Genomic DNA, 26,953 nt, shown 5'->3' with positions numbered 1-26,953 from the left:
TTTTATATCTTGATCTTAAATTTTCAATTCCTATGATCACTTGCCAAAAGCACCTTTTTTCTCTCGCAGAGGATGTTTCCTATTTAAACAATGCCTATCGAGGTCCTGTTTTGAAAAGTTCGGAACAAGCAGCTATAGAGGATTTAAAGAGGATGAGAAATCCTCAAACCATTGCTCCCGATGATTTTTTTAATGGAGTAAAAAAAGTGAAAGGGTTATTTTCTCTATTGATCGGTTCTGCATCTGATGAAGTTGCGATTATACCAAGTACTTCCTACGGTTTTGCTGTCGCATTATCCAATTGGAAAGTTGCTAAGGGCAAGAAGGCTATCACAGTGGAGGACGAATTTCCTAGCGGTTATTTCTCCATCAACCGCTGGGCAAATGAGAATGAAGCTACTTTGGAAGTGATCAAAAGGCCAGATCGTGTTGAAGGAAAAAATGAGCGTTGGAATCAAATGGTAGTGGATGCAATCGATGAAAATACAGCAGTCGTCCTGATTTCCAGCGTACATTGGATGAGCGGCTGCCGCTATGATTTAGAAACCATAGGAGCGAAGTGTAAACAGGTTGGAGCTTGCTTTATTGTGGATGGTACCCAGTCTGTAGGTGCTATGCCCATTGATGTCAAAGCCTGTCAAATAGACGCTCTGATTTGTGCAACTTACAAATGGCTTTTGGGGCCCTATTCATTGGGGATCGCCTATTTCAGTTCCACCTTTGATCAGGGTAGACCTTTGGAAGAGTCATGGATGAATCGAACCAATTCCCAGACCTTTTCGAGTTTAACGGATTATCAAGAAAAATACCTTCCTCAAGCCAATCGATTTGATGTTGGGGAGACTAGCCATTTTGTATTGATGCCCATGTTGGAACAATCCTTAAAGCAACTCTTGGAGTGGACTCCTGAAATGATTCAGACTTATGATTTTGAGCTGAAAAAATCGCTTGCGGACTTTCAGGGAAGTATAGGATTGGGAATGGATATGACTACCTACTCTTCGAACCACTTATTCGAACTTCCTTTGAAAGAAGGTTTGAATCCACTGGATTTGAAGGAAGTATTGGAGCAGGAAAAGATCTATGTTTCTGTTCGAGGGAAAGCTTTAAGAGTATCTATTAATCTTTTTAATAATCAGAATGATATAGGTCATTTGATAAAGGTATTGTTGAGGTTTTAATTCAAGATTTAATTTAAGTTTTTGAAGGGCGGTGATCGCCCTTTTTTTATTTTGATTTATCTTATTAACTCTAACAATCTGATCCAAAATGTCTTTTAAACCCTACCTTTTTGTCTTCCTTTTTATTGGGTTGATTTTTTCTTGTAGCCCAAAAGCAGAAAACCTATTCGAAGCTGATATTATCATTTATGGAGGCACTTCTGCGGCGGTAACTGCAGCAGTTCAAGCCAAGAAAATGGGTAAATCAGTGTTGGTTGTTTCTCCGGATACTCATTTGGGCGGGCTTTCTTCCGGAGGTTTGGGTTTTACCGATACAGGGAATAAATCAGTAATCGGTGGATTGGCCCGTGAGTTTTACCATCGTGTTTATTTACACTACGAGCAGGATTCTGCATGGAAGTGGCAAAAGCGGGAAGAATATGGCAATAAAGGCCAAGGTACCCCGGCCATGGACGGAGCAAACCGGACCATGTGGATTTTTGAGCCTCATGTTGCCGAGCAGGTTTTTGAAGATTTTGTAAAAGAAAATGACCTTGAAATCTATCGGGATGAATGGCTGGATCGGGAAAATGGATTGATATTAGAAAATGGGGCAATCCAATCTTTTCAAACTCTTTCAGGAAAGACATTTCAGGGAAAGATATTCATCGATGCCACCTATGAAGGAGATCTGCTGGCCGCAGCGGGTGTCAGTTATTTTGTAGGTAGAGAAGCCAATACAGTTTATGGTGAAAATTGGAATGGGGTAGAGGTTGGAGTTTACCAACATGGTCATTATTTCCAGGATTCGATCAGTGCCTATAAAGTTCCAGGTGATCCAAGTTCTGGGCTTTTACCAGAGATTTCTGATCAAGCTCCAGGAATCAATGGAGATGGAGACAAAAAACTCCAAGCCTATAATTTCAGAATGGCATTGAGTCGAAATCCAGATAATTTGATCCCTTTCGAAAAACCAGAAAATTACGATCCTACACGCTATGAATTGTTAGCTAGGGTGTATGCATCAGGATGGGATGAGACATTCAATAAGTTTGACCCGATCCCCAATAATAAGACAGATACTAACAATCACGGACCTTTCAGTACGGATTATATTGGTAAAAATTACGATTATCCAGAAGCTTCCTATAAAAGGAGAAAGGCGATCATTCAAGAACATGTGGATTATCAAAAAGGCCTGATGTATTTCTTAGCCAATGATCCCAAAGTGCCTCAAGAAGTACGTGATGAAATTTCAAAATATGGATTGGCAGCTGATGAATTCACTGATAACGGTGGTTGGCCGCATCAGATTTATGTAAGAGAAGCGCGTCGAATGATTGGAAATTACGTGATGACTGAGCACGATGTGTTAGGTGCCAAAGAAGTGCCTCAACCGGTAGGAATGGGTTCTTATTCATTGGACTCCCATAATACGCAGAGGTTTGTGACTCCGGGTGGTTTTGTGCAAAATGAAGGAGATATTGGAGTCCATCCGAAGCAGCCATATTCAATTTCATATGGGACATTAATTCCCAAAAAAGAGGAAGTGAGCAATCTCTTGGTTCCGGTTTGTGTTTCTAGTTCCCATACCGCTTTTGGATCGATCCGGATGGAACCTGTATTTATGATTTTGGGACAAAGTGCTGCCGCTGCCGCTTCACTTTCCATCGATGAGGAAATTGCTGTTCAGGATTTAGAATATGAAACTTTGAGAGAGGTTTTATTGGAGGAAAAGCAGGTTTTGGAACAGTAATCTTTATTTAAAAGTAAGAGTAAATACCGTCTTTTCTCCTGGAATAGATTCCACAGAAAGACTTCCTCGATGGAGGTTCATAATCTGTCGTGAAATGGCCAAGCCGATACCTGATCCAGTCTTTTTAGTGGTATAAAATGGAACGAAAATGCGTTCCAAGGCTTCTTTAACAATGCCTGGACCATGATCTTCTACTTGGATCAATGTCCCCATATCTCCATGTGAAATCCCTCTTAGGCTAATCATTCGATCAGCTTGTTTTTGCATGGACTCGGACGCATTTTTTACCAAGTTGATCAAGATCATCGTAATTTGATTGGGATCACAGCTGATTTCAAGGTCTTCAGGAAGAATCTCAGTTTTGACAAAAGTTTCATTGGTCTTGAGCTCTTCTTTCATCAGCATCAGGACTGTTTCAAATAGCTCCTGGACAGGAACAATTTCCTTTTTAGGCTCAGGAATATTGGTGTAATCACGGTAAGCATTCACGAAATTAACCAGCCCTTTACTTCGGTTGGCAATGGTGTCCAGACCTTCTTGAATATCCAAAAAACCGTCTCGTTTGATCAACATTCCTTCAGTTTGCACATAGCTGTCCTCATCCAGGATCGTTCTCAAAGAATCCACCAAACTGGAAATTGGGGTGATGGAATTCATGATTTCATGACGGAGGACTTTGGTTAGGTTCTGCCAAGCTTCCAGTTCATTGGACTGCAATTCAGCGTTGATGTTTTGCAAGGAAAGCAAGGTCCAACTTTGACCTCCCATTTTCAGGGATGTGGATTGAATAATCAAAAACAAACTTGAACTGGCTTTAAAAGAAGTCCTTTGTCCGGGTTTCATTTCCAAAACCTCTTTGAGCAAAACAGGTGAAAGCCTTCCCAAATCATTGATATCACGGAATTGAGGGATTTGTAACAACTGCTTGGCGGCGTTGTTGATCACTCCGATTTTACCGGAAGGATTAAAAGAGATAATCCCAGTATTGATGTGCTGAATAATGATCTGAAGAAAGAGCATTTGTTCTTCTTTTTCCGCCCGAGTCTGCTTGAAGACTTCCATCACTTCATTGAAAGCCATGTTAACTTCCCTGAAAGAATTCCCCATTTTACTGTCTGAGGTAAAGGAGCTGGAAAAGTCTGCAAATCGAATGGAATCAAGGAATCTTGCCAACTTTTGGTTGATGGAGTTGACATAGTAAATCATCTCCCCAACGATCCCTGCTACCACCAATCCCAGGATGGCTGGAGCCAAAATCAGATCCTGGCTGAAATACAGCCAGATTCCCAAGAAAAGGCAAATGGTGATCAACAGGATACGAAGTGTAATCCCGACTGAAAAACGCCTATAGACCATATTTTTCCAATCTTCTATACAGTGAGGATCGAGTCAGTCCTAATTCCTCGGCAGCTCGAGTAATATGCCCATTATGCTTTTGAAGTGCCTTTCTGATCAAGATTCTTTCCACATCCTCGATATTCAAATGCTCCAAACTCACGTTTTCCTCTGATTTTTCTGGCTGATTAACCTTTTGAAGGAACAAGTCTTCTGGCTGCAATATATTGTGATTACTCATGATTACTGCCCGCTCGATACTATGTTGTAGTTCACGGATATTCCCAGGCCATTGGTATTTGATCATCCTTTTCAAAAGAGGCTCAGAGGCCTTTCGGATGTCTTTATTATACTTTTTGGAGTAAAAACTGATAAAATGATCTGCAAGCAAAGGAATATCTTCTACCCTTTCTCGAAGTGGAGGCAATTGGATCTCAATAGTATTGATTCGATAAAGCAAATCCTGGCGGAAACTGTTATCATAAACCATGTTATGAATAGGCATATTGGTAGCCGAAATCAAGCGAATATTGACATCCACCGGCTTATTTGCTCCAACTCGAGTGATTTGGCGATTTTGTAAAGCTGCTAACAACTTAGCCTGGAGAGGAAGAGGAAGGTTTCCTATTTCATCTAAAAACAAAGTCCCTTTATGAGCCTGCTCAAACCTCCCTGCTCGATCTTCTTTTGCATCAGTAAATGATCCTTTTTTATGTCCAAAAAGCTCGGATTCAAAGAGAGTTTGAGTAATTGACCCTAAGTCAACTCCTACGAATGCTTCTCGGCTTCTTCTTGAATTTCTATGGATTGCTCGTGCAATAAGTTCTTTTCCTGTTCCGTTTTCACCTAAAATAAGAACGTTGGCATCCGTTGTGGCTACACGTTCTATTGTTTCAAAAACCTTTTGCATGGCTGGACTCTGACCGATAATATCCTTGAACTTATTGTCCATATCCTGCTGCAAAGCGGCCTTTTGATCTTTCAATAGGTTCACCTCCAACTTTTTCTGACGGAGTTGCAATGCTGAATTTAGTGTTGCAAGCAATTTCTCATTTTCCCAAGGTTTCAAAACAAAGTCAGTTGCACCTTCTTTAATGGCTTTCACAGCTAAATTGACATCACCATAGGCCGTAATCAAAACCACGACTGCAGATGGATCCAATTCCAAGATTCGGTCCAACCAATAAAAGCCTTCCTGACCAGAACTCACATCCTTGGTGAAGTTCATGTCCAGCATAATCACATCATAATTTTCATTATGTGTCAAAATTGGAAGTAAGTCAGGATTGGTCTCTGTATCTACTTGTGCAAAATGTCTTTTCAAAAAGATTTTAGCCGCTTTAAGCAAATCTTCATTGTCATCTACTATCAGGATTTTGCCTATTCGTTGCTCATTCATACCAGGTTCGTGTTAGGATTTTATCATTAAATGGACGCAACCCATTGTTCCAAAAGCTTGCCGAATTCTATCAATCGAAACAAAATTGATAAAATGTGCGATTTCAAAGGATTTTGACCGATTTAGGTCATTTGGAATAGGGAATGAATTTAACAGAATAATTTTCGGAATTGAAATGTTTTGTTCGCTGGCGGACGAAAATGTTCGAGTCCTGAAAAGCCATTTTTCCAAAAAACCGAATTGAAAGCCTCCAAAAGGCATTTTTTTGATGGCACATCATTTGGCATAATGGGATAGGCCCGAAAAAGGCAATACGCACAATGGATAGAAAAATTGAAAAAAAGACCTGGACACCCAGGAAGATTGCATGGTTTGCCGGAGGAGCAGCAGTTCTTCTAGGTATTATTTATCAAATCGGATTTGCTGATCATAGATCGACAATGAATGTGGAACGCGACCGCTTGAGTATAGCTACTGTGAGCACCGGAGAGTTTACCGATTATATATTGGTATCCGGTCAGATTGAGCCAGCTCAGACCTTTTACCTGGATGCGGTAGAAGGAGGGATGGTTGCTCAAGTCGTTCGTGAGTCAGGTGCTCTTGTTGATGCAGGAGATACCATATTGATCATGGCTAACTCAAATCTACAGCTGGATGTGATGCAGCGAGAAACCATGTTATATGAGCAGATTAATAATTTGAGACAAACCAGGCTCTTTTTGGATCAAAATGATCTAAACCAATTGGGTCAGCTTGCTGAAATCGATTATCAAATTTCACTTTTGGAACCACAATACAAGCGATTCAAAGAATTGCATGAGAAGAAACTGGTTTCTGACAGAGAATTTGAAGAAGTAGCTGAACAATACGAGTACAACCTGAAAAGAAAAGAACTGACTTATAAATCTTATCAGAGTGATTCCATTGCGAGAGCCTATCAGCTGGCTCAGTTGAGGCAATCTGAAGGAAGAATGAATGCTTCCTTGAATGGGGTAGGTCAGATATTGAACAACCTAGTCATCAAAGCTCCAATTGCAGGCCAATTGGCTATGGAGCAGATTGAAGTTGGCCAGGCGATCAATTCTGGTGAGAGATATGGACAAATTGATGTATTGGATGAGTTTAAAGTGAGAGTTCCTATTGACGAATTGTATTTACCAAGAATCGGACAAGGATTGAGAGGGAAGTTTACCCTGAGTGGTCAGGACCATGAGTTGGAGATTTCCAAAATCTATCCAACCATTACCAATGGGCGATTTGAAGTGGACATGGTTTTCACTGGAGAAAGTCCAAAAGGAATCAGAAGAGGTCAGTCTGTAAGGATCAGATTGGAATTGGGAGATAGTGAAAAAAGCTTGCTACTTCCGACTGGTGGGTTCTTTAAGGATACCGGAGGAAATTGGGTATTTGTCTTGAATACATCTGGAAATGCCGAGAAGAGAAATATCAGATTGGGAAGAAAAAATCCAGAATACTATGAAGTGCTTGATGGATTGGTTGAAGGAGAAAAAGTCATTGTTTCCGGATATGAGAATTTTGGAACAAATGAGGTGTTGGAATTAAAATAATGGGAGCTGAAGCTGAAAATTTTAGGTTTTATGCAACCAAAGGATGGAATTTATCATCTAAAAAATAGGCAAAGGATTGAATTAGAATTTCTTCCGACTTCAGTCTTCTGTACCAAATCCATTGATTAATAAAGAAAACAAAAAATAGAAAATAATATTACTAAAAACCGCTAAGCACTATGACCAACGTAATTAAAACCGTCAATCTGAGAAAGCTTTATACTACCGAGGAAGTTGAAACTACTGCATTGGACGGAATTCAAATAGAAGTCAAAAAAGGTGAGTTTGTAGCTATCATGGGACCTTCTGGTTGTGGTAAGTCTACGCTTTTGAACATCATCGGACTTTTGGATAATCCAGACGAAGGAGAGTATCATTTCCTGGACCATGAAGTAGCCAAATACTCCGAAAGACAGAGATCATCTTTAAGAAAAGGGAATATCGGTTTCGTGTTCCAAAGTTTTAATCTGATCGATGAATTGACAGTATTTGAAAATGTGGAGTTGCCACTTTTGTACTTAAAAATTCCTTCTGATGAGCGAAAAACCCGCGTTGAGGAAGTTTTGAACCGAATGAATATTATGCACCGTAGAAATCACTTTCCACAGCAGCTTTCAGGTGGTCAGCAACAACGTGTGGCCATTGCCAGAGCTATCGTAGCTAAGCCTTCTGTGATCCTTGCCGATGAGCCTACAGGTAATTTGGATTCTAAAAATGGGGAAGAAGTGATGCGTCTATTGGAAGAATTGAATAATGAAGGAACTACCATCGTGATGGTAACTCACTCTCCCCATGATGCCAACTACGCCCACAGAATCATCAACCTATTTGATGGAAAAGTTGTGACCGAAAATATCCGGGAGCAATTTCATGTTTGAGAATTAACAATTGAAAAATTATAAAATTTGAAAATTGGTCATTTCTAATCATTGGATTTCAAAGAAAAGAGGAAGTCTCATGTTGAAAACTGACCAATTTTCTTTTTTGGAAATGGAATTCTAGTTGACACTAAGAACTTCCAACTTCCAACCTCTAAACATCCAACTTCAATGCTCCGACACCAACTTCTTCTTGCCATCCGTAGCTTCCTAAAGCACAAAAATATTTTTGCCATCAATTTGTTTGGATTGGCAGTGGGCCTGACTACGGTGGTGTTGATTATGCTATGGGTGAAGGATGAGACTTCCATCAATCGATATCATTCTCAGGTAGATCAGATTTATACAGTACTTACCAACCATGACAATGCCAATGGAATGGTTACGATTCCTTATACACCAGCGAGGTTGGCAGAGGCATTGAAAGAAGAGTTACCTCAAGTAGAAAAAGCCAGCGGCCTTTCTCCATTTATTGATGGAGTTTCTTTCGAAAGTGGTGAAATCACAATGGAAGGGGCCGGTTTATTTGTTGACCAAGACTACCTTGAAATTTTTGATGTTGATTTCTTGGTTGGAAGTAAGGAAAAGGCCTTAACTGGGATCAACTCCATTGTTTTGACCGAGTCTTTGGCCAATAAAATTTTTGGTTCACCTCAATTGGCTTTGGGTAAATCTCTTCATTGGAAAGTTTTCAATTTTCAGAATGATGTAGAAGTAACGGGGGTGATGAAGGACCCGGGAAATCTCGATGTCCGGAAGCCAGAATTCTACCTAGCCTTTCCCTATTTTGTTGAGATGCTAGGGGATGGTGCACATTGGGATAATTTCAATAGCACCACCGATTTGCTTTTGAAGGAAGGAACAGATGTTCAGGCATTCAATGAGCAGATAGGAAGTTTTATTAAAGATAAAGAAGCGAATTCCAATGTCTCTGTCTTTGTTCAAAACTTTGGAGATACCTATCTCTATGGCACCTATGAAAAGGGAAAGGTGGCTGGTGGCAGAATTAGTTATGTCAAGATATTTTCAGCCATCGCCATCTTTATATTACTAATAGCCTGCATCAATTTCATGAATCTGACCACGGCCAGATCCATGAGCAGGTTGAAAGAAATCGGAGTAAAAAAATCAATGGGAGCGAGTCGTGGAGGCTTGTTTACCCAGTTCATTACAGAGTCTTTACTATTGACATTTTTTGCCTTGATCCTTGCGGTCTTGGCCGCATATCTTCTGCAGCCGATTTTCAATCAAATCACATCCAAGACTCTTTCTTTGCAATTTGGAACCCAGATTTTCTTGATTTTAGGCGGGATTTGGTTGGTTACAGGGCTTTTAGCAGGGATTTATCCAGCAGTTTACCTTTCCAAATTCAAGCCGGTGGAGGTGATGAAATCCAATGTGAAAGGAAGCTTTGGAGAAATCTTGGCCCGAAAAGGATTAGTGATTTTTCAGTTTTCTATTTCCTTGTTACTCATCATTGGAATCACAGTTTTGAGTAAGCAAATGAGTTTTATTCAAAGCCAAAACTTGGGATACCAGCAAGAGCATTTATTGGAATTTAATGCTTCAGGGATAGATCCTCAGAAATTGGATGCTTTTTTAGAGCAAACTAGAAATATTCCTGGTGTGGAGAATGCCTCCAGTTTATCACACCCACTCGTAGGTTTGGCAAGCTCTACCATCGGATTGGAATGGGATGGCAAAGATCCGGAAGATCAGATCAAATTTGAAAATATCACGGTCAATATGGAGTTGATCGAAACCATGGGATTTGAAATGGTAGCTGGCCGTACTTTTTCACCGGATTTTGGAGATGAAAGCAATAAAATCATTTTGAATGAAGCTGCGATTAAGACCATAGGTTTTCAGGATCCAGTTGGTCAAATCGTAAACCTTTGGGGTGAAGACAAGGAAGTGATTGGTGTGGTCAAAGACTTTCATTTTGAGTCCTTAAAAGAAAATGTTAAACCGGCATTCCTGAAATATGATCCGGGTTTTGCCCAAAAAGTGATGGTTAGGATCAATGCATCCAACCAACCAGAAACTATTGCAGGGATAGGGGAGGTTTTTGAAGATTTTACAGGCCAACCCATCAATTTGAAATTTATGGATGAGGATTATCAGTCGCTTTATGCCTCTGAGCAAAGAGCCTCCTCCTTGGCCAAGTATTTTGGGCTAACTGCCATTTTCCTTTCCTGTTTGGGACTATTTGGTTTGGCAGCTTTCACAGCGGAAAAAAGAAAAAAGGAAATTGGAGTCAGAAAAGTGATGGGAGCATCGACTACCGGAATATTGACTCTGGTATCCAAAGACTTTGTGAATCTAATCTTGGTATCGATCCTAATTGCAGTTCCGATTGCTTGGTATTTAGCCAATTCTTGGCTTGAGACGTATGCATTTCAGACCAACTTGAGTTGGTGGATATTTGCAGGTTCAGGTGTTTTGTTAATCCTGATTTCATTAGTAACTGTTGGATTTCAAGCATTCAAAGCCGCTTCAGCCAATCCAATCAATTCTCTTCGAAGTGAATGATGTTTGAAGTAGTAAGCAGCTAGAACCAAGTATCAAGAGTCAAGATAAAGTCTTCGCCAATGACCATATCTTCACGGTCATAAGATAAAAATGTCTCGTGGAGCACGAGACTGGGCATAAATTCTGGTGTGGACACGAGACAGTGCATAAATCAAAAACCAAAAAATGGTCAAAATGATTGTCAGCCTTTAACATTGAAACCTTTGAACTTTCCAACTTAAATAACACAACCTACCCTAAACTTAACCAGCCTATCTATGTTTGAGAATTATTTCAAAATCGCCATCAGGAACTTAAAAAAACATAAGTTCTATACCTTCATCAATATTTTTGGATTGTCTGTAGGGGTAGCCGTTTGTATGATTATCACCCTTTTTGTGGTCAATGAATTGAGTTACGACAAGCATTTCAAAGATTCTGACAAAATCTATAGAATCCATGCAGATATCATTTTTGGAGGAAATCATTGGAATATGGTGCAGTCACCAGCCCCAATGGCAGAAGCATTGCCAGAGGAATTTCCTGAAGTGGAATATGCTGTGAATTTCCGTCAGAGAGGTTCATATTTGGTGAAAGAAATAGACCAGAATATCAAAGAGGATAATGTGATCTGGGCTAGCAAGGACTTTTTCAATGTATTTGGAATTCCATTGCTGGAAGGTAGTCCTGATGGGGTATTGGCTGAGCCTAATACCATGGCAATCAGTAAGAGTACAGCCGAAAAGTATTTTCCAGGAGAAAGTGCCCTTGGCAAATCTCTGATTTTGGATAATGACCTGGACTTTAGAATCACCGGGATTTATGAAGACATTCCTCAAAATTCTCACTTCCATTTTGACTTTTTATTGGCCATGGAGGGATTGGAAGAATCTAAAACTACATCTTGGTTGAGTAACAACTTTCAAACCTACCTTAAAATTAGAGAAGGATCTGATGCGGATAATTTGGATGAAAAGCTGAAGAGTTTGGTTAAGAAAAATGTGGAGCCTGAACTGGCGAAAGTCTTTGGAGAGGGAGCAACTTTGGATGCAATGTTGGCTGACGGTGGAAAAATGGAATACATGGTTCAGCCCCTTGCGGACATCCATTTAAAAAGTGATTTGATGGGTGAATTCGAACCGAATTTCAACATCACTTACGTTTACCTTTTTGTTGCCATTGCCTTATTCATATTGGTAATTGCCTGTATCAATTTTATGAATTTGTCTACGGCGCGCTCTTCGAATAGAGCTAAAGAAGTTGGCATCAGAAAAGTAATGGGATCTGTGAGATCCCACCTGATCCGACAGTTTTTGATGGAATCGATTTTACTCAGCTTTATTTCATTTATGATTGCCATTCCGATAGTGGCACTTTTGCTTCCAATTTTCAATGATTTGGCGGGTAGAGCCCTGGTGATGCCTTTTTCCCAATGGACATTCTATGGGATATTGATGATAGGAGCGATTGTTACCGGTATTATGGCTGGGATTTATCCCTCCTTCTTCCTTTCTGGGTTTAAACCAGTTAGTATTTTGAAGGGAAAAGTGGCTATGGGGATGAAGAGTGGTATGATTCGAAGCTCTTTGGTGGTTTTCCAATTTGCCATTTCTATTATTTTGATCATTGCTACAGTGGCAGTTTTCAACCAACTCAACTATATCCAAAACAAAAAGATAGGTTTCAATAAAGATCAGGTAATTACTGTCAATGATGTCTATGCTTTGGGTGATCAGGCTGAGTCCTTCAAATCAGCCGTTCTTTCCAATAGTATGATGGAAGGAGGGACGATTTCTGGTTATCTCCCAGTTTCAGGTACCTATAGAAGTGATACTCCTTGGTGGGCACAGGGAAAAGACCCAAAACAAACAGAAAATATGGTCAGTCTCCAAAACTGGAGAGTCGATTTCGATTATGTCAAAACATTGGGAATGGAAATCGTAGCAGGAAGAGATTTTTCGATGGACTTTCCTTCTGATTCCAGTGCGGTGATTTTGAATGAAACAGCCTTGGCCAACTTCAATTTTGAGGGTGATCCGATCGGACAAAAGATCTATACAATGGCTGGGAATAATGAAACCATGAACCTGAATGATTTGGAAAGTAAAACAGTCATCGGAGTCGTAAAAAACTTTCATTTCGAATCTCTCAAAGAAAACATCGGTGCAGTCATGATCTTTCTAAATGATGGCCCTGAAGGAATTGCCTCTTTCCGATTCAATTCCGCAAATACGGATGAAGTCATCAATTTTGTTGAAGCAAAATGGAATGAAATCGCTCCCGGGCAACCCTTTACCTATTCGTTTTTGGATGATCGGTTTGGAAATATGTATGCTGCGGAAACCAGATTGGGTAAAGTATTTGGCATCTTTGCAGGCTTTGCGATCCTGATTGCTTGCTTGGGATTATTTGCTTTGACAGCCTTTACAGCTGAGCAAAGAACCAAGGAAATAGGAATAAGGAAAGTATTGGGTTCCAGTATTGGAAGTATCATAGTGCTACTTTCCAAGGAATTTGCAAAGCTTGTGGTTATCGCATTTTTGATAGCTTCTCCTATTGCCTGGTGGGCGATGAAAAAATGGCTGGAGGATTATCAGTTTAAGCAAGACTTGGGATGGGAGGTGTTTATTGGAGCTGGAGTTTTTGCGATATTGATTGCCTTGCTGACGACCAGTTATCAGTCTATCCGAGCGGCGACCACCAATCCGGTGAAGTCCTTGAGAAGTGAGTGATTTTAGAGCGGAGAAACAAGAGCTGAGAATCAAGAGTATTGAAGAAAGTTTCTAAATCTACCCCTGAGGTATTTCGAAAAATTGTTTTGAATAGGAATGGGTTTTAACCCGTTCCTATATATCTAATCATATTCTATTTGGGCTTTAGTTCTTTTTAGAATTTTTAGGAATTGAAGTTCAGGATTTCAAATCCTGAATAGCTTTTACCATGCATCAATTTTTTTCGACCGCCAGCGTGCAAAATTGACTTTGTGCGAACAATACTTTTAAGACAAAAGTCCCCAAACTGACCGTAAAGCCTGTTTTTGCTACTTGGCATTACCTGTGTAACATTTTAATGGCATCAGCATTATAAAGTAGAACACTCAAAATTCATCTCCTTTTCAAACGATTGAATTATCTCAATGCAACCTTTTGAATTGGAGGGACATCTTTATTAAAACTAAACCAACTCTTTTTTCTATTCCGCTTAATCATTAACTGTCCACCAACATGTTTAAAAATTACTTTAAAATTGCGCTCCGAGGTTTCAAAAAACATAAGCTTACTTTTTTCATCAACCTTTTCGGTTTGTCTTTAGGACTGTGGGCAGCGATTCTCATCGGTCTGTGGGTGGATTCTGAGCTAAAAATGGACCGGGAGATTGCCGATATCGAAAGGATTTATAGAGTCATGGAGCATCAAAGTTATGGTGCTGATATTTTCACTACCACTTCAACTCCCGGAGTTTTGGCTGAAAGTATGAAAGAGACTTTATCCGAAGTCGAATATGCATCCACCTACACTTGGAATCAACCCCAACTGTTTATTCAGAAGGATAAAAGAATCAAATTGGATGGACTTTATGCAATGCCAGATTTGCTTCATATCTATCAGTTTGAGACTTTGGAAGGGGATATCAATCGGATGCTTACAGAAAACAATCATGTTGTTCTTACGGAAGAAGGGGCGATTTCCTTGTTTGGTAGAACAGATGTGGTGGGAGAGGATGTGGAGATTCGTCAAGGAACTGATTCCAAGAATTTCATCGTACAAGGTGTCCTGAAATCCCTTCCTAAAAACTCCACCATGAAGTTTGAATACTTGCTTCCTTACCAGGTGTTTTTTGATGAAAATGACTGGCTGAGCGATTGGGGAAATAATGGTCCGAGCACCATCATTAAGCTGAGAGAGGGAGTGGACGGAGAAGCCTTTTCTAAGAGTATTTCAAATTACATTGCCGAGAGAAATGAAGATTCCAATGTAGAGCTTTTTGCCTATCCGAGAGGTGAATTGTATCTCCATGGGCAATGGAAAGATGGAATGCCTGTGGAGGGAAGAATCAAGAATGTGAAGTTGTTTGCCATGATTGGGATTTTTGTATTGATCATTGCTTGTATCAATTTCATGAATTTGAGTACGGCAAAATCCCAAAAAAGAGCCAAAGAAGTTGGAGTGAGAAAAGTCTCTGGTGCCAATAAGAATTCTTTGGTATTTCAGTTTTTGAGTGAATCGCTGCTGATCACCCTATTCGCAGCTTTTTTTGCCATCCTTTTGGTTCAGGTGACTTTGCCAATATTCAATAATCTGACTGGGAAGGATATGGCTGTTCCTTATTTTTCAGGTCTATTCTGGCTTCAGATTCTGGGAATTATTGTCCTGACGGGATTGGTTGCGGGTTCTTACCCGGCATTCTACCTATCTGCTACAAAAGTGGTTTCTGTTTTTAGGTCCTTTACTAAATCAGGAAAAGGTGTGGTGATGGCCAGAAAAGGCTTGGTACTATTCCAATTCATTTTAGCAACCATTCTGATTGTTTCCACGATGGTGGTCTATCAGCAGATCAATTTTGCCATGAATCAAGATCTGGGATATTCCAAAGATCAGTTGATCCAGGTCCCTTTGGAGGGGAAACTTTTGGAAAGCTTTGATGTGTTCAAAGCCGAATTGGAAAAAGATGAAAATATCCTTTCAGTCAGTAGATCTTCTTTTGCTTTTATGGGAAGAACCTCAAATACCGGCGGAGTGTCTTGGGAAGGAAAAGATCCTGAAAATGCGGCCTTGTTTGAAATCATTCGTGTTGATTATGATTTCTTGGAAACTACCGGGTTAAGCCTGGTAAAAGGAAGAGCATTTGACCGCGCAAATGGAGCAGATTCTGTATCTGGTGCAATTCTGAATGAAACCGCATTGAAATTGATGGAACAGGATCAAGAGGGGCAGGAATTTTTCAGAATGTGGGGAGATGAGAGATCAATCACCGGTGTAGTGAAAGATTTCCATTTCGAAAGTTTTAGAAACAATGTAGCTCCAGCAATCCTGCTCTTAGATCCAGCAAACAGCTGGCAAGCGTATATCAAAGTAAATACGGATAAGATCCGTGAGACAGTTGCTTTTATGGAAGCGACAGGAAGAAATTTGAATCCTGAGTTTCCATTTGAATACAGCTTCATGGATGAAAATTATGCAAGACTTTATCAAGAGGATGTGAGACTGAGGGACTTGGCTCAATACTTCAGTATTTTGACCATTTTGATTTCTTGTTTGGGATTATTGGGACTTTCTGCCCATGTCGCTGAACAAAAGACCAAGGAAATTGGTATTAGAAAAGTCTTGGGAGCTTCCACTTTCTCCATTTTGCAGGTGATCAATAAGGAATTTATCCTGATTGTTTCATTCTCAATTTTGATAGGATCAGGAATTGCCTTCTGGGTCATGCAAGACTGGCTGAAAGGCTATCAGTACAGGATCAATTTCGAGTGGTGGTTTATCCCGCTGGCTGCGATTACCATTTTTGGAGTGGCATTCTTGACTGTGACATTGCAGTCTTTGAAAGCGGCACATTCCAACCCGGTGCAAGCCATTAAAAGTGAGTAAAATTAAAGGTTAATTTATAGTAAAAATACCTCCCTAATTTGGGAGGTTTTTTTGTGTCAAAATGCAACCTATTCGATTTCAATTGCATCTACATTTTTGGAAGTCAAAAAGAGAAATAGTTTTAATTCTTTCAAATTCGATTTTGAACTGGATAGGATTTATTCTAGATGAAAACAGGATAATTTTCTTCTAAAAACTTTGTCCGCTAGCGGTCGAAATCCAATTGATACGGACAGTGAATTATTGAAAAAGCACTTCCATTGCCGTAGAAGGGCTTTTTTAGACCTTGGCACAATTGATGAATTTAAACTATAACCTAATACTATTATGAAGCACACTATGAATACTGCGAAAACCACAGCCTTGATCGTTTTACTCTTTTTAGTAGGTCTGACGGCTAATGCACAAGGAACTGAAACCCGAACCCCAGGGAATTTCACCAAGATAGAATCTGGAGGAAGCTGGGATGTCTTTGTGGAGATAGGAAATAGAGATGAAGTAAGAATCGAATCCGAAAATATTGATTTGGATAAAATTATTACCGAGGTGGATAATGGCAGATTGAAGTTGAAACTTGAAAAAGGAAACTACCGAAATGTCCGATTGAAGTTTTACGTGACAATGCGTGAAATCGAAGGTCTAGGATCTTCTGGATCAGGTTCTATCACTGTTGAAGACAATATCGAAACTGATAAATTGGCTCTAGGAGTATCTGGTTCAGGATTGATCAAATTGAAAAATGTACATGCCAGAACTGTTAGTGCCGGTATCAGTGGTTCCGGTGATATTTTGATCGAAGGTGGTTCAGCAAAAGATGTTCATGTCGGTCAATCTGGTTCGGGTAATTTTGAAGCCATTGATTTGGAAGCAGAATCTGTAGATGTAGGAAAATCTGGATCAGGAAAAACGTATATCACTGCAATGGAAAACCTAAAGGTAGGAGCTTCAGGATCTGGAAATGTATACTACAGAGGTGACCCAAGAATGCAAGTGGCGGCTTCTGGTTCTGCCAAAGTTGTAAAACAATAAAATAACCCAGCCTTATGAATGGAAAAGCCGGTGAGAATATCTTGTCGGCTTTTTTTGTCTAAAATCATCCATCTAAAACCTTGTCTTATGTTTAAAAATTACCTGAAGATTGCCTATCGGAACCTGGTTAAAAATAAGATCTATACCGGGATTAATATTTTGGGGTTGACATTGGGACTGACCTGTTGCTTGCTGATTTTTTTACAGGTAAAAGATGAAGTGAGTTATGATAAGTTTTGGGAGGATCAAAAGGAAATATATAGAGTAAGTTTAGAGAGGATCTATCCTGATCATATCAATCTCTATGCAATCATTCCAGACGGATTCGCAGAGGTTTTCAAGGATGAAATCCCAGAAGTGGAGGATGCCACCAGGCTTTTTACATTTGGGGACTTTGCAAGCATGGTTCAAGTGGATGAGGATTTTTATGAGGAGCGATTGGTAGCAATGGCAGATTCAAATTTTTTCGAAATGTTTCCCATTCCCATGGTTGCTGGAGATGCCAAAACGGCCCTTTATCAGACCAGCGCTTTTGTATTAAATGAAAAAACAGCACTTAAATATTTTGGAACCACTGATGTAGTGGGCAAACAGCTCAAAGTCAACGGGCAGGATGTAGAAGTGACGGGAGTGATGCAGGACTTACCAGGCAATACCCATTTCAATTTTGATATGATTGGTTCTACTGCTGGTTTGCCTTTTAATCAAGATCCAACTTATGCAGGTTTTTCTGCAATGACCTATATCAAATTACTACCGGCAGCCTCTTGGGAGAAGGTTCAGAATGCTATTCCTCCTTTGGTAAAGAAATACGCAGCGGGTCAAATAGAACAGAATACCGGAGTAAATTACGATGACTACATCGCTGCCGGAAATGGCTATAATTACTTCCTTCAACCACTCGGAGATATCCATTTGACTTCCAAGCTTCAGAATGAAATGAAAGCGAATGGAGATATTCGTTATGTATATATTTTTATTTCCATTGCCATTTTCATCCTGCTGATTGCCTCTGTAAACTTCATCAACCTGGCAACTGCTAGGTCTTCAGAGAGAGCCAGAGAAGTGGGAGTTAGAAAGGCAATGGGGTCAGACCGTCAACAGTTGATTATCCAGTTTTTGATGGAGGCGGTCTTGCTGGTGGTTATCAGCTTGGCCTTGTCCAGTATTTTGGTTGGCTTGGCGCTTCCATTTTTCAATGATATGGCTCAAAAGACCTTGTCAATTGGAATGGGCGAAGCCATCGAGCTGATCCCTTGGCTTTTGGGAATGGGGATTTTTGTGTCACTTGTAGCAGGCTATTATCCCGCATTTCAAATCTCAAAGATGCATGCTGTTGAAATCATGAAGGGGAAGCTTTCCTCTACTAGAAAAGGACAATTTTTGAGAAATGGATTGGTTGTTTTCCAGTTTACCATTTCAATCATGCTGATCGCTGGAACCTTGATTATTCAGCGACAAATCAGTTTTATCCAAACCAAAAATCTGGGCTTTCAGCGAGAAAATGTTCTTGTTGTTGATCGCTTTGGACAATTGGAAAACCCAGAAACTTTCCGGAAAGAGGTGTTGAAAATTCCAGGTGTACTCAACGCCGGAGGAAGCAGTACGATGCCGGGAAATTCATTCTTTGGCGTGCAATTCACTCCTGAAGGAAAATCAGAAGTGCTGACAGGTAAAGGCTTTGTTGCCGATGACTTTTTCTTAAATGCCATGGGAATCAAAATGACCGATGGGAGGATGTTTGGAGAGGAATTCAATGACAGTACCTCTGTGATTCTCAATCATGCCGCAGCGCAGGCTTTTGGCTTGGAAGACCCTATCGGAAAGAAAATATATAGCGGAGCAAATGTCAATGGGGAGCAAGTCAATATCCCGTATACGGTGATTGGCTTGGCAGAGGATTTTCATTTTGAATCTTTGCATTTACCGATCACACCTTTGGCGATTTTCAGTACAGAATCTGCTGTAGGGTTCCAGAATTTCTTGGCTTTGAATATTTCAGGGGATAATCCTCAGCAAACCATCGCTGAGGTAGAGAAATTGTGGAATACATTTGGCCAAAATCAGCCCTTTTCATTCTCGTTTCTAGAAAATAATCTTCAGAAGCAATATGTAGAAGAACAAGTTTCCAGTAAAATTTTGGCCTCATTCTCAGTCTTGGCAATTCTGATCGCATGTATAGGATTATTTGGTCTGGCTGCCTATACAGCCTACAAAAAGACCAAAGAAATAGGAGTGAGAAAGGTTTTGGGAGCGTCGACTTCTGGCTTAGTTTGGATGCTGACTACCAATTTTAGCAAACTGGTATTGGTAGCCTTTGTGATTGCTGTTCCAATTTCCTATTGGGCTATGGGTGAATGGCTACAAACTTTCGCTTATCAAACTGAACTCAACCCATTGATTTTCTTATTAGCTGGAGTTTTGGTGATGATAATCGCCTTGCTCACAGTGAGTTACCAGGCTTTTTCTGCAGCCAGATCCAATCCGGTTAAAAGTTTAAAAAGTGATTAGAGAGCCAAGAGTCAAGAGTCAAGAGTCAAGAGTCAAGAACCGAGAACCAAGAATCGAGTGAAAAGAGTAAAGATTACCCCTGCGACCGTGTCTTCACGGTCACTAAGAATAAAATATCTCGTGAGGACACGAGACAGGGCGAACGTGAATAATGAGCCAAGAGTTAAGAATCGAGAGACTAGAATCCAGAGTCGAGAACCAAGAATCAAGAGCCAAAAAAGAGACTAGAGAACAAGGAACGGAGATTTGGACCGATAAAAGCTAATTTTCCAATTTTCCAATTTTGTAATATTTCAATTCAGAATTCATGTTTAAAAATTATTTTAAGATCGTATTTAGGAATGCTAAAAAGCATCCGCTTTATGTCTTTATCAACTTGTTTGGTTTGGCCATAGGAATGGCAGTGAGTATTGTGATTTTGTTGTATGTCAAGTTTGAATTGAGTTATGACAACTATCACCAAGATGTGGATAGAATTTATCGTGTTTCCCGAGCCTGGTTTAATCAGGATGGTCAGGAAAGCCTTCATCTAGGCCATGTTGCGCCTCCATTTGGACCACTGATTCAATCAGATTTTCCAGAAGATGTAGAATTCTCGGCCAGACTGATGGGGGCTGATCCTTTGATCAAAAATGGAGAAAACTCATTTGTTGAGGAACGCTTTTTTATGGCTGATCCTGAGGTATTCGATGTGTTTTCATGGAAGGTGAAAGAAGGAGAGGGTAAAGAAGCTCTGAAAGAAGCAGATGGTGTAATTCTTTCGGAAAGTACAGCAACTAGATATTTTGGCGATCAATCAGCAATTGGGAAAGAGCTGGAAATGGAGATTGCAGGGATGGAGTTTACGCTTCAGGTGCGAGGTGTGATGGAAGATATGCCTGAAAACTCGCACTTTCATGTGGATTTTTTGACTTCTATGATTCCTGTTGTCCAGTTTTACGGTGGGCAGGAAGCCTTTATGGGTAATTATGGATCCAATAATTTTTCAACCTATTTAAAACTAGCTGACGGAGTAAATCCGGAAGCTTTTGAAGATAAGTTGGCTGGGATGATTGATCGTCATATGGGAGAAACTGGTCAGGGAATCCCGATGTCAAAGACCACAGATTTATTTTTATGGCCGATTCAGGACATCCATCTGCACTCCAATTTGGATTCAGAAATTGAGGCTAACGGCAATATCGATTATGTCTATATCTACGGAGCAGTTGCTTTATTTATTCTTTTGATCGCCTGTATCAATTTTATGAATTTAAGTACTGCCAGATCTTCCCTCCGTTCCATGGAAGTAGGCTTAAGAAAAGCAATGGGGGCGGACAAACTCGTTTTGGTTCGCCAATTTATGGGAGAAGGCTTTGTGATGACTTTTTTGTCTATGATTATCGCTTTGATTTTGGTATTCCTATTCCTACCGATTTTCTCAGATTTTCTTGAAAAACCACTTTCCTTAAACTTTTTCAGCCACCCAGAATATCTTCTTTGGATTGGAGGAATAATCCTATTCGTAGGAATGATTTCAGGGAGTTATCCTGCACTTTTCCTTTCAGGATTTGCACCGGCAAAAGTGCTCAAAGGAGCTTTTAAAGCCGGAAAAGGGCATGAAAATTTCCGATCCGTGTTGGTGGTTGGTCAGTTTGCTATTTCGGTAGTTTTGATCGTGGCTGTATTGGTGGTAATCGGGCAGTTGAGCTATATGCAAAACAAGGATCTGGGCTTTGAAAAAGAGGATATGGTGGTTTTACCAAGTAATGCTGCAATCAACGAAAACTATCTGATCATTAAGGATCGCTTGGAAAATCAACCTGGAATTATTGAAGTTTCTATGTCCAGTAGAGTTCCTTCTGGACGCTTATTGGATTCGCAGGGAGCAACTACCGAAGTCAATGGAGAAATGACCCAGTTGAATCTTCGAATAGCTGATGTTCATGTGGCCCATAATTTCTTGGATACCTACGGTATTCCAATTGTCGCAGGGCGTGATTTTGATTACCAATTAGCGAGTGATTCAACAGAAGCATTTATTTTGAATGAGGCTTCAGTCAGAGAAATTGGATGGTCTTCACCTGAAGAAGCTATTGGGAAGGCATTCAATTATGGAGGTAGAAGAGGCTTTGTGACGGGAGTGATGAAAGATTTTCACTTCGAAAGCCTTCACCAGCCAATTGTACCTATTGTCTTCATGATTTCTCAGGACAGAAATAATAATGTGAGTATCAAATATGTGGCAGGTAAAAGAGATGAGGTTTTGGCTTACCTGAGAGGTGAATGGGCTGATTTTAGACCTGGGTATCCTTTCGAACCTAATTTTATTGATGAAGGATTTAATAGACAATATGAAGCTGAAGCACGTGTGAAAACCATCTTCACTTTCTTCTCAGCTTTAGCCATTGTGATCTCAGTTTTGGGTCTTTTGGGCTTGGTGACTTTTGCAACCGAACAAAGAACCCGAGAAATAGGAATCAGAAAAGTAATGGGAGCAGAGACTTCCAATATTTTGCTTCTATTAGGGAAAGACTTTCTGAAGTTAGTAGCCATAGGTTTTGTGATAGCTATTCCTATTTCCTGGTTTGGAATGGATAGTTGGCTTCAGGACTTTGCTTACCACATTGGTATTTCCTGGACCACTTTCTTGTGGGCCGGAGGTATTGCAGGAATCATTGCTGCTGTTACGGTGACCAGTCAAACCATCCGTGCTGCTTGGGCAAATCCGATTAAGAGTATCAAGAATGAGTAAAAAATAGATCCAAGAATCAAGATCCAAGAGAAACAGAATTTTATAATATTTCAATTTTAAAATTTTACAATTCGAATTATGAAAATCAACACAAAAATTGCCGCAGTTATGCTAATCGTATTTGGATTGGCTTCTTGCGTACAAGCTCAACAAACAGAAACCAGAACTCCTGGACATTTTACCAAAGTACATTCAGGAGGAAGCTGGGAGGTGATTTTGACTGAAGGGAATAAAGAAGAAATCCGTATCGAGGCTAAAGGAGTAAGCTTGGATAAAGTGAAAACCGAAATCGACGGAGATGTTTTGAGTGTCGGATTAGTTAGAGGGAACTATAACAATGTGAAGTTGAAGTTTTACATCACCTATCGTGAATTGGAAGGAGTGAGATGTTCTGGTTCCGGTGAAATGGAAGTGACCTCTCCAGTTGAGGCAGGTGAGTTCTATATCGGGCTTTCTGGTTCAGGAGATATCATCATGAATACCTTGGAAGCAAGAGAATTGGAAGCCTCAATTTCTGGTTCGGCTGAAATTAAGATCAAAGGAGGTGCGGTAGATGAGGCCGAAATCAAGCAGTCAGGTTCAGGAGACTTCTTGGCAGAGAATTTAGCGATTGGGGAATTGAACGTTTCCAAATCAGGATCAGGCGATACTGAGGTGGGAGACTTGGGAGAGATCTCTGTAAGATCATCAGGCTCTGGAGATATTATTTATTCAGGTTCCCCTAGAATGGGTGAAGTCAGAGTTTCTGGCTCCAGCTCCATCCGTAAGAGATAATTAACCAATTGCACCATAAAAAAGCCCTTTCAGATTAAATGACAGGGCTTTTTTGGTATTACATCAAAAATCCATTTTCCACCGGATAAGGTTCTGGGATGTCTTTGTCTCTGATCATTTCGAGCAAATCAATTTCAATTGCCCTAGTAATTGATGATATAGGTACATCATTGTAAGCTGATTCAAATGGGTTTTCCGAATAGTCCCCGATTCGATCGACCAAAAAGAAAATCCAGATGATGATTCCAGAAAATGGAATGGTCATCCAATGATGGAGGCTGTCTGACTGGATGAAAATATCCAAAAGGCCAAATGGAATCAATGCACAGAATATGTAATTGATAAAAAGACCCGTAGAGGCATATTGTCTTGGAAAAGGAAAGTTTTTGATTCGCTCCGTCATTCCCTGGTCTGTATAGAGTCGAGTAATCAGTTCATGGAGCCAGATGTGTTTGAATTCCGAGATTTGACCACTATCCTCCAATTCCTTTACAGCTTTGGTCTGATTGAGTAAAATCTGACTCGGAAGGTTGCTGTGTTTTTTCAATTCTTCAATTTCTTCTTTTGAAAGGTAACGTTTGATTTCTGGGAATACCCCCTGAATTGCTTCCTCCATGAAATGAGGTGTAAAAACAAGCTTGTCCACTGCACCATTGTGCTCCCAAGATTTACCTGCTCTCATGGCATGTTTCAGTGCGATTACCCAAGCAAGGTGCCGGTAAATGATTTCCTTTTTCTTCTCGTCAGAGACTTCTTCTGAGACAGGAAGAGATATGATTCCTGTTGCAAAAGATCGGCTGTCGTTGATGATTGCTCCCCAGATTTTTCTGGCCTCCCATGTTCGGTCGTAGGAGGAGTTGTTTTTAAAACCCAGATAAAAAGCCACGGCAATACCTATTACAGAAATAGGTTGCCAAGGAAGGTAAAAAGGAATCTTGGTGATTTCATAGATTAAAATCACCGCAGCAGAGTATAGGAATCCGTTGAGCAAGATTTTTCTCGACCATCGAATCGTGCTATAAATGTGATAATGCCTTTTGACGTACATAGGTGATGATTTTTTCTTTAAACTACTGATTTTTAACCGATTTTGCTATTGGATGTGAGCTATGGAATTTCATTGCTCGAAATCGGACGAAACTGTTCGGATCTTATAGGAGGAATTTATGAAAATGGCCTTAGAGTGCTTAATTCGGCCATTTTTACTGGCATAATCCTAGGATAATATTTTCCGCAAACCTGACCTATTATGCTTAAAAACTACCTGAAAATAGCTTGGAGAACTCTTCAGAAAAATAAACTCTATACGGGACTGAACATTTTTGGGCTGAGTTTAGGTTTGAGCAGCTTTTTGATCATTCTCTTGTTTGTTCAGGATGAGTTGAGCTATGATCGTTTTTTGCCGGATTCAGATCAGATTTTTAGGGTCAGTGCGAATTGGGGGAATGCTGAAACCGCAAGTTATGCGACAGCTCCACCTGCATTGGGAGTAAGGGTTTCAGAAGATATTCCTGAAGTAGAGGCAATGACACGAATATTGAAATGGAATGATTTTACGATCCAGCCTGCAACAGGCCCAAACAGGGAACAAATTTTCAGAGAAGAAAAGGTATTCTATGCTGAGCCTGGATTCTTCAATGTCTTCGATCTTTCTGTTTTGGCAGGAAGTAAAGAAAAAGCACTCTCAGAGCCCAATCTTTTAGCTATTTCGGCTTCAATGGCTCAAAAATATTTTGGTGATGTGGCCCCACAGGAATTGATTGGGAAAGCTCTAATGATTGGTAGCAATGAGCCGGTAGCAAGGGAAATCGCAGTGGTCTTTGAAGATTTGCCTTCGCAGTCACATATGCATTTTGACATGCTCGTCTATGAACCGGGGATGTACAATGAGATATTTTTAATGGATTCCTGGACTTGGCCTATTTTGAATACCTATCTGAAATTTCCTGAAGGTAAAAAGGAACAGGTTCAAGAAAAATTAAACCAGGTCGTTGCCAATTATGCGATTCCGGCCTTTGGAAGTGAGGAGGAAGGTTCAGACTTCAACTTACAACTGATGCCCATTCAAGATATCCATTTGAAATCTCATCTGCTTCGGGAAATGGAAGCTAATGGATATGAGGGTTATGTTTACATGTTTTCTCTGGTGGCCCTTTTTGTATTGCTTTTGGCATGCATCAATTTCATGAATTTGGCAACTGCGAAAGCTGGATTGAGAAGCATGGAAGTTGGGGTTAGAAAAGTAATGGGGTCGCAAAAATCTCAGCTGGTTTTTCAGTTTTTGACGGAAGCGTTTTTGGTCGTAGTGGTAGCCATGGTCTTTTCTTTGATTTTAGTCCAGTTATCCAATGGATTGTTTAATCAGATTTCAGGAAAAGAACTTCAGTTTAACCTGATCCAGAATCCACTGATCTTGACAGTGGTGCCAGTTTTGATAGTAGTTTTGACTTTTTTGTCAGGGGCTTATCCTGCGTTTTACCTTTCTTCTTTCAAGCCACTTCTGGTGATCAAGCAACAAATAGGAGTTGGTAAAAACTCGCATACTTTCCGAAATACCCTGGTGGTTTTCCAGTTTGCTACCTCCTTGACATTGATCATTTGCACTTTGCTTGTCCAGAGGCAATTGTCTTTTATCCAAAACTCCAATCCTGGATTTAACAAGGAACAACTGCTGATCATTCATAATGACGGGGAAGTTCAAAATGAAGAAAGAGAGGCGTTTAAAAACATGCTTTCTTCTCAGTCTCAGATCAATTCTGTGAGCTTTTCAACAGGGATTCCCATGACTGGCCAGTTCCAAATGCGCTCATTCAACCTTCGAGATTCGGATTTGGAACATGGAATGAACTGGTATGAAGCTGATGCCGACTATTTAGATGCCTATCAGTTCGAATTGGTGGAAGGGCGCAACTTTTCCATGGTAGAAGGCGTGGATCAAAGCAAAGTAATCATTAATCAAAAGGCCGCTGCATACCTTGGGATTGCTCAAGATCCGATTGGACAAATAGTAGTTCGCAATCAAGGTGAAAATGATGAGGCACAGTTGGAAGTAATCGGAATGGTAGAAGATTTCAACTTTGAGTCCTATAGAAATGAAATCAAGCCTTTGGTAATCGAGTACATGCATGATTATTATCTCAGAGATTATATCAGTATCAGGTTGACTTTAAATCCTTCGGAGGCAGGGATAGAGGATATCCAAAAAACTTGGGAAGGATTTGTCTCCAGAGTACCGATGAATTACACTTTTTTTGATCAGGATTTTTCAAGGATGTATCAATCTGAGATGAAAATGGCTGATCTGCTCAAGGTTTTGACATTTTTATCCGTCCTGATAGCCTGTCTAGGCTTATTTGGCTTGACAGCTTATACTACTCATCTGAGAACCAAAGAGATTGGTATAAGGAAAGTATTTGGAGCCTCAGGAGTCGAAATTTTCATTATGCTTTCCTCCTCATTCTTGAAATTGGTATTGATAGCCATCGTTTTGGCGATTCCAGTTGCTGTCTATTTGACCAATCAATGGCTTTCAGATTATGCTTATAAAACGGGAATCAGCATAGGTTTGATTTTGCTTTCCGTTTTGGCATGTCTTGTAATCGCTGGATTGACGATTTTCTTCCAAAGCTACCAAAGCACCAGATCTGAACCCATCCAAAGTTTGAAAGATGAATAAGAGAATCAAGTGTCAAGAACCAAAAGAAAAGAGA

At 40.2% G+C, this 26,953-nt stretch carries 15 protein-coding genes; 12 read left to right on the top strand and 3 right to left on the bottom strand.

The features are described 5' to 3' along the window. The first annotated feature begins 32 nt into the window (after nucleotides 1–32). Complete coding sequence (locus O0V13_RS12715) at nucleotides 33–1,181, top strand: aminotransferase class V-fold PLP-dependent enzyme (protein WP_268035342.1); 1,149 nt, start codon at nucleotides 33–35, stop codon at nucleotides 1,179–1,181. An 88-nt stretch (nucleotides 1,182–1,269) separates the two neighbouring features. Next, complete coding sequence (locus O0V13_RS12710) at nucleotides 1,270–2,916, top strand: FAD-dependent oxidoreductase (protein ID WP_268035341.1); 1,647 nt, start codon at nucleotides 1,270–1,272, stop codon at nucleotides 2,914–2,916. A gap of 3 nt (nucleotides 2,917–2,919) precedes the next feature. On the opposite strand, the gene O0V13_RS12705 is transcribed toward O0V13_RS12710, so the two are convergent. Then, the gene (locus O0V13_RS12705) at nucleotides 2,920–4,272 is read right to left on the bottom strand and encodes a sensor histidine kinase (protein WP_268035340.1); all 1,353 of its coding nucleotides are present in this window, start codon (nucleotides 4,270–4,272) and stop codon (nucleotides 2,920–2,922) included. Beyond that, complete coding sequence (locus O0V13_RS12700; protein WP_268035339.1) at nucleotides 4,262–5,650, bottom strand: sigma-54-dependent transcriptional regulator; 1,389 nt, start codon at nucleotides 5,648–5,650, stop codon at nucleotides 4,262–4,264. Before O0V13_RS12700 ends, O0V13_RS12705 begins: the two co-directional genes overlap by 11 nt. 320 nt (nucleotides 5,651–5,970) lie before the next feature. On the opposite strand from O0V13_RS12700, the gene O0V13_RS12695 reads away from it, so the two are divergent. The 9 genes from O0V13_RS12695 to O0V13_RS12655 all read left to right on the top strand — a co-directional run bounded on the left by O0V13_RS12695 (nucleotide 5,971) and on the right by O0V13_RS12655 (nucleotide 23,243). Then, entirely contained in the window at nucleotides 5,971–7,218 is a 1,248-nt protein-coding gene (locus O0V13_RS12695) for an efflux RND transporter periplasmic adaptor subunit (RefSeq protein WP_268035338.1), read from the top strand. Nucleotides 7,219–7,397: 179 nt separating this feature from the next. Continuing rightward, the gene (locus O0V13_RS12690; RefSeq protein ID WP_268035337.1) at nucleotides 7,398–8,096 is read left to right on the top strand and encodes an ABC transporter ATP-binding protein; all 699 of its coding nucleotides are present in this window, start codon (nucleotides 7,398–7,400) and stop codon (nucleotides 8,094–8,096) included. Between the two features lie 171 nt (nucleotides 8,097–8,267). After that, nucleotides 8,268–10,628, top strand: a complete 2,361-nt coding sequence (locus tag O0V13_RS12685) for an ABC transporter permease (protein ID WP_268035336.1) — start codon at nucleotides 8,268–8,270, stop codon at nucleotides 10,626–10,628. 257 nt (nucleotides 10,629–10,885) lie between these two features. Further along, nucleotides 10,886–13,339: an ABC transporter permease gene (locus O0V13_RS12680; RefSeq protein ID WP_268035335.1), complete on the top strand. Its 2,454-nt coding sequence runs from the start codon at nucleotides 10,886–10,888 to the stop codon at nucleotides 13,337–13,339. A 492-nt stretch (nucleotides 13,340–13,831) separates the two neighbouring features. Continuing rightward, nucleotides 13,832–16,195 carry an ABC transporter permease gene (locus O0V13_RS12675; protein ID WP_268035334.1) on the top strand — a complete coding sequence of 788 codons (2,364 nt, stop codon included), beginning with the start codon at nucleotides 13,832–13,834 and terminating at the stop codon, nucleotides 16,193–16,195. A 327-nt stretch (nucleotides 16,196–16,522) separates the two neighbouring features. Beyond that, a complete protein-coding gene (locus O0V13_RS12670; protein ID WP_268035333.1) occupies nucleotides 16,523–17,224 on the top strand; it encodes a head GIN domain-containing protein in 702 nt (233 codons plus the stop codon). A gap of 87 nt (nucleotides 17,225–17,311) precedes the next feature. Continuing rightward, nucleotides 17,312–19,735: an ABC transporter permease gene (locus tag O0V13_RS12665; RefSeq protein ID WP_268035332.1), complete on the top strand. Its 2,424-nt coding sequence runs from the start codon at nucleotides 17,312–17,314 to the stop codon at nucleotides 19,733–19,735. A gap of 307 nt (nucleotides 19,736–20,042) precedes the next feature. Further along, nucleotides 20,043–22,469 (top strand): ABC transporter permease, encoded by a 2,427-nt coding sequence (locus tag O0V13_RS12660; protein WP_268035331.1) that lies wholly within the window; start codon nucleotides 20,043–20,045, stop codon nucleotides 22,467–22,469. Nucleotides 22,470–22,547: 78 nt separating this feature from the next. Further along, on the top strand, nucleotides 22,548–23,243 hold the full coding sequence (locus O0V13_RS12655; protein WP_268035330.1) for a head GIN domain-containing protein: 696 nt from the start codon (nucleotides 22,548–22,550) through the stop codon (nucleotides 23,241–23,243). 58 nt (nucleotides 23,244–23,301) lie between these two features. Here O0V13_RS12655 and O0V13_RS12650 read toward each other — a convergent pair whose 3' ends face one another. Beyond that, nucleotides 23,302–24,291 (bottom strand): bestrophin family protein, encoded by a 990-nt coding sequence (locus O0V13_RS12650; RefSeq protein WP_268035329.1) that lies wholly within the window; start codon nucleotides 24,289–24,291, stop codon nucleotides 23,302–23,304. Between the two features lie 201 nt (nucleotides 24,292–24,492). Between O0V13_RS12650 and O0V13_RS12645 the strand changes: the two genes are divergently transcribed. Continuing rightward, nucleotides 24,493–26,919, top strand: coding sequence for an ABC transporter permease (locus O0V13_RS12645; RefSeq protein ID WP_268035328.1), 2,427 nt, complete (start codon nucleotides 24,493–24,495; stop codon nucleotides 26,917–26,919). Nucleotides 26,920–26,953: the final 34 nt, after the last annotated feature.

The organism is Algoriphagus sp. PAP.12 (assembly GCF_026652115.1).
Classification (GTDB): Bacteria; Bacteroidota; Bacteroidia; order Cytophagales; family Cyclobacteriaceae; genus Algoriphagus.
Note: the sequence above shows the minus strand (reverse complement) of the source record. Positions and strands in the feature narration are given on the sequence as shown.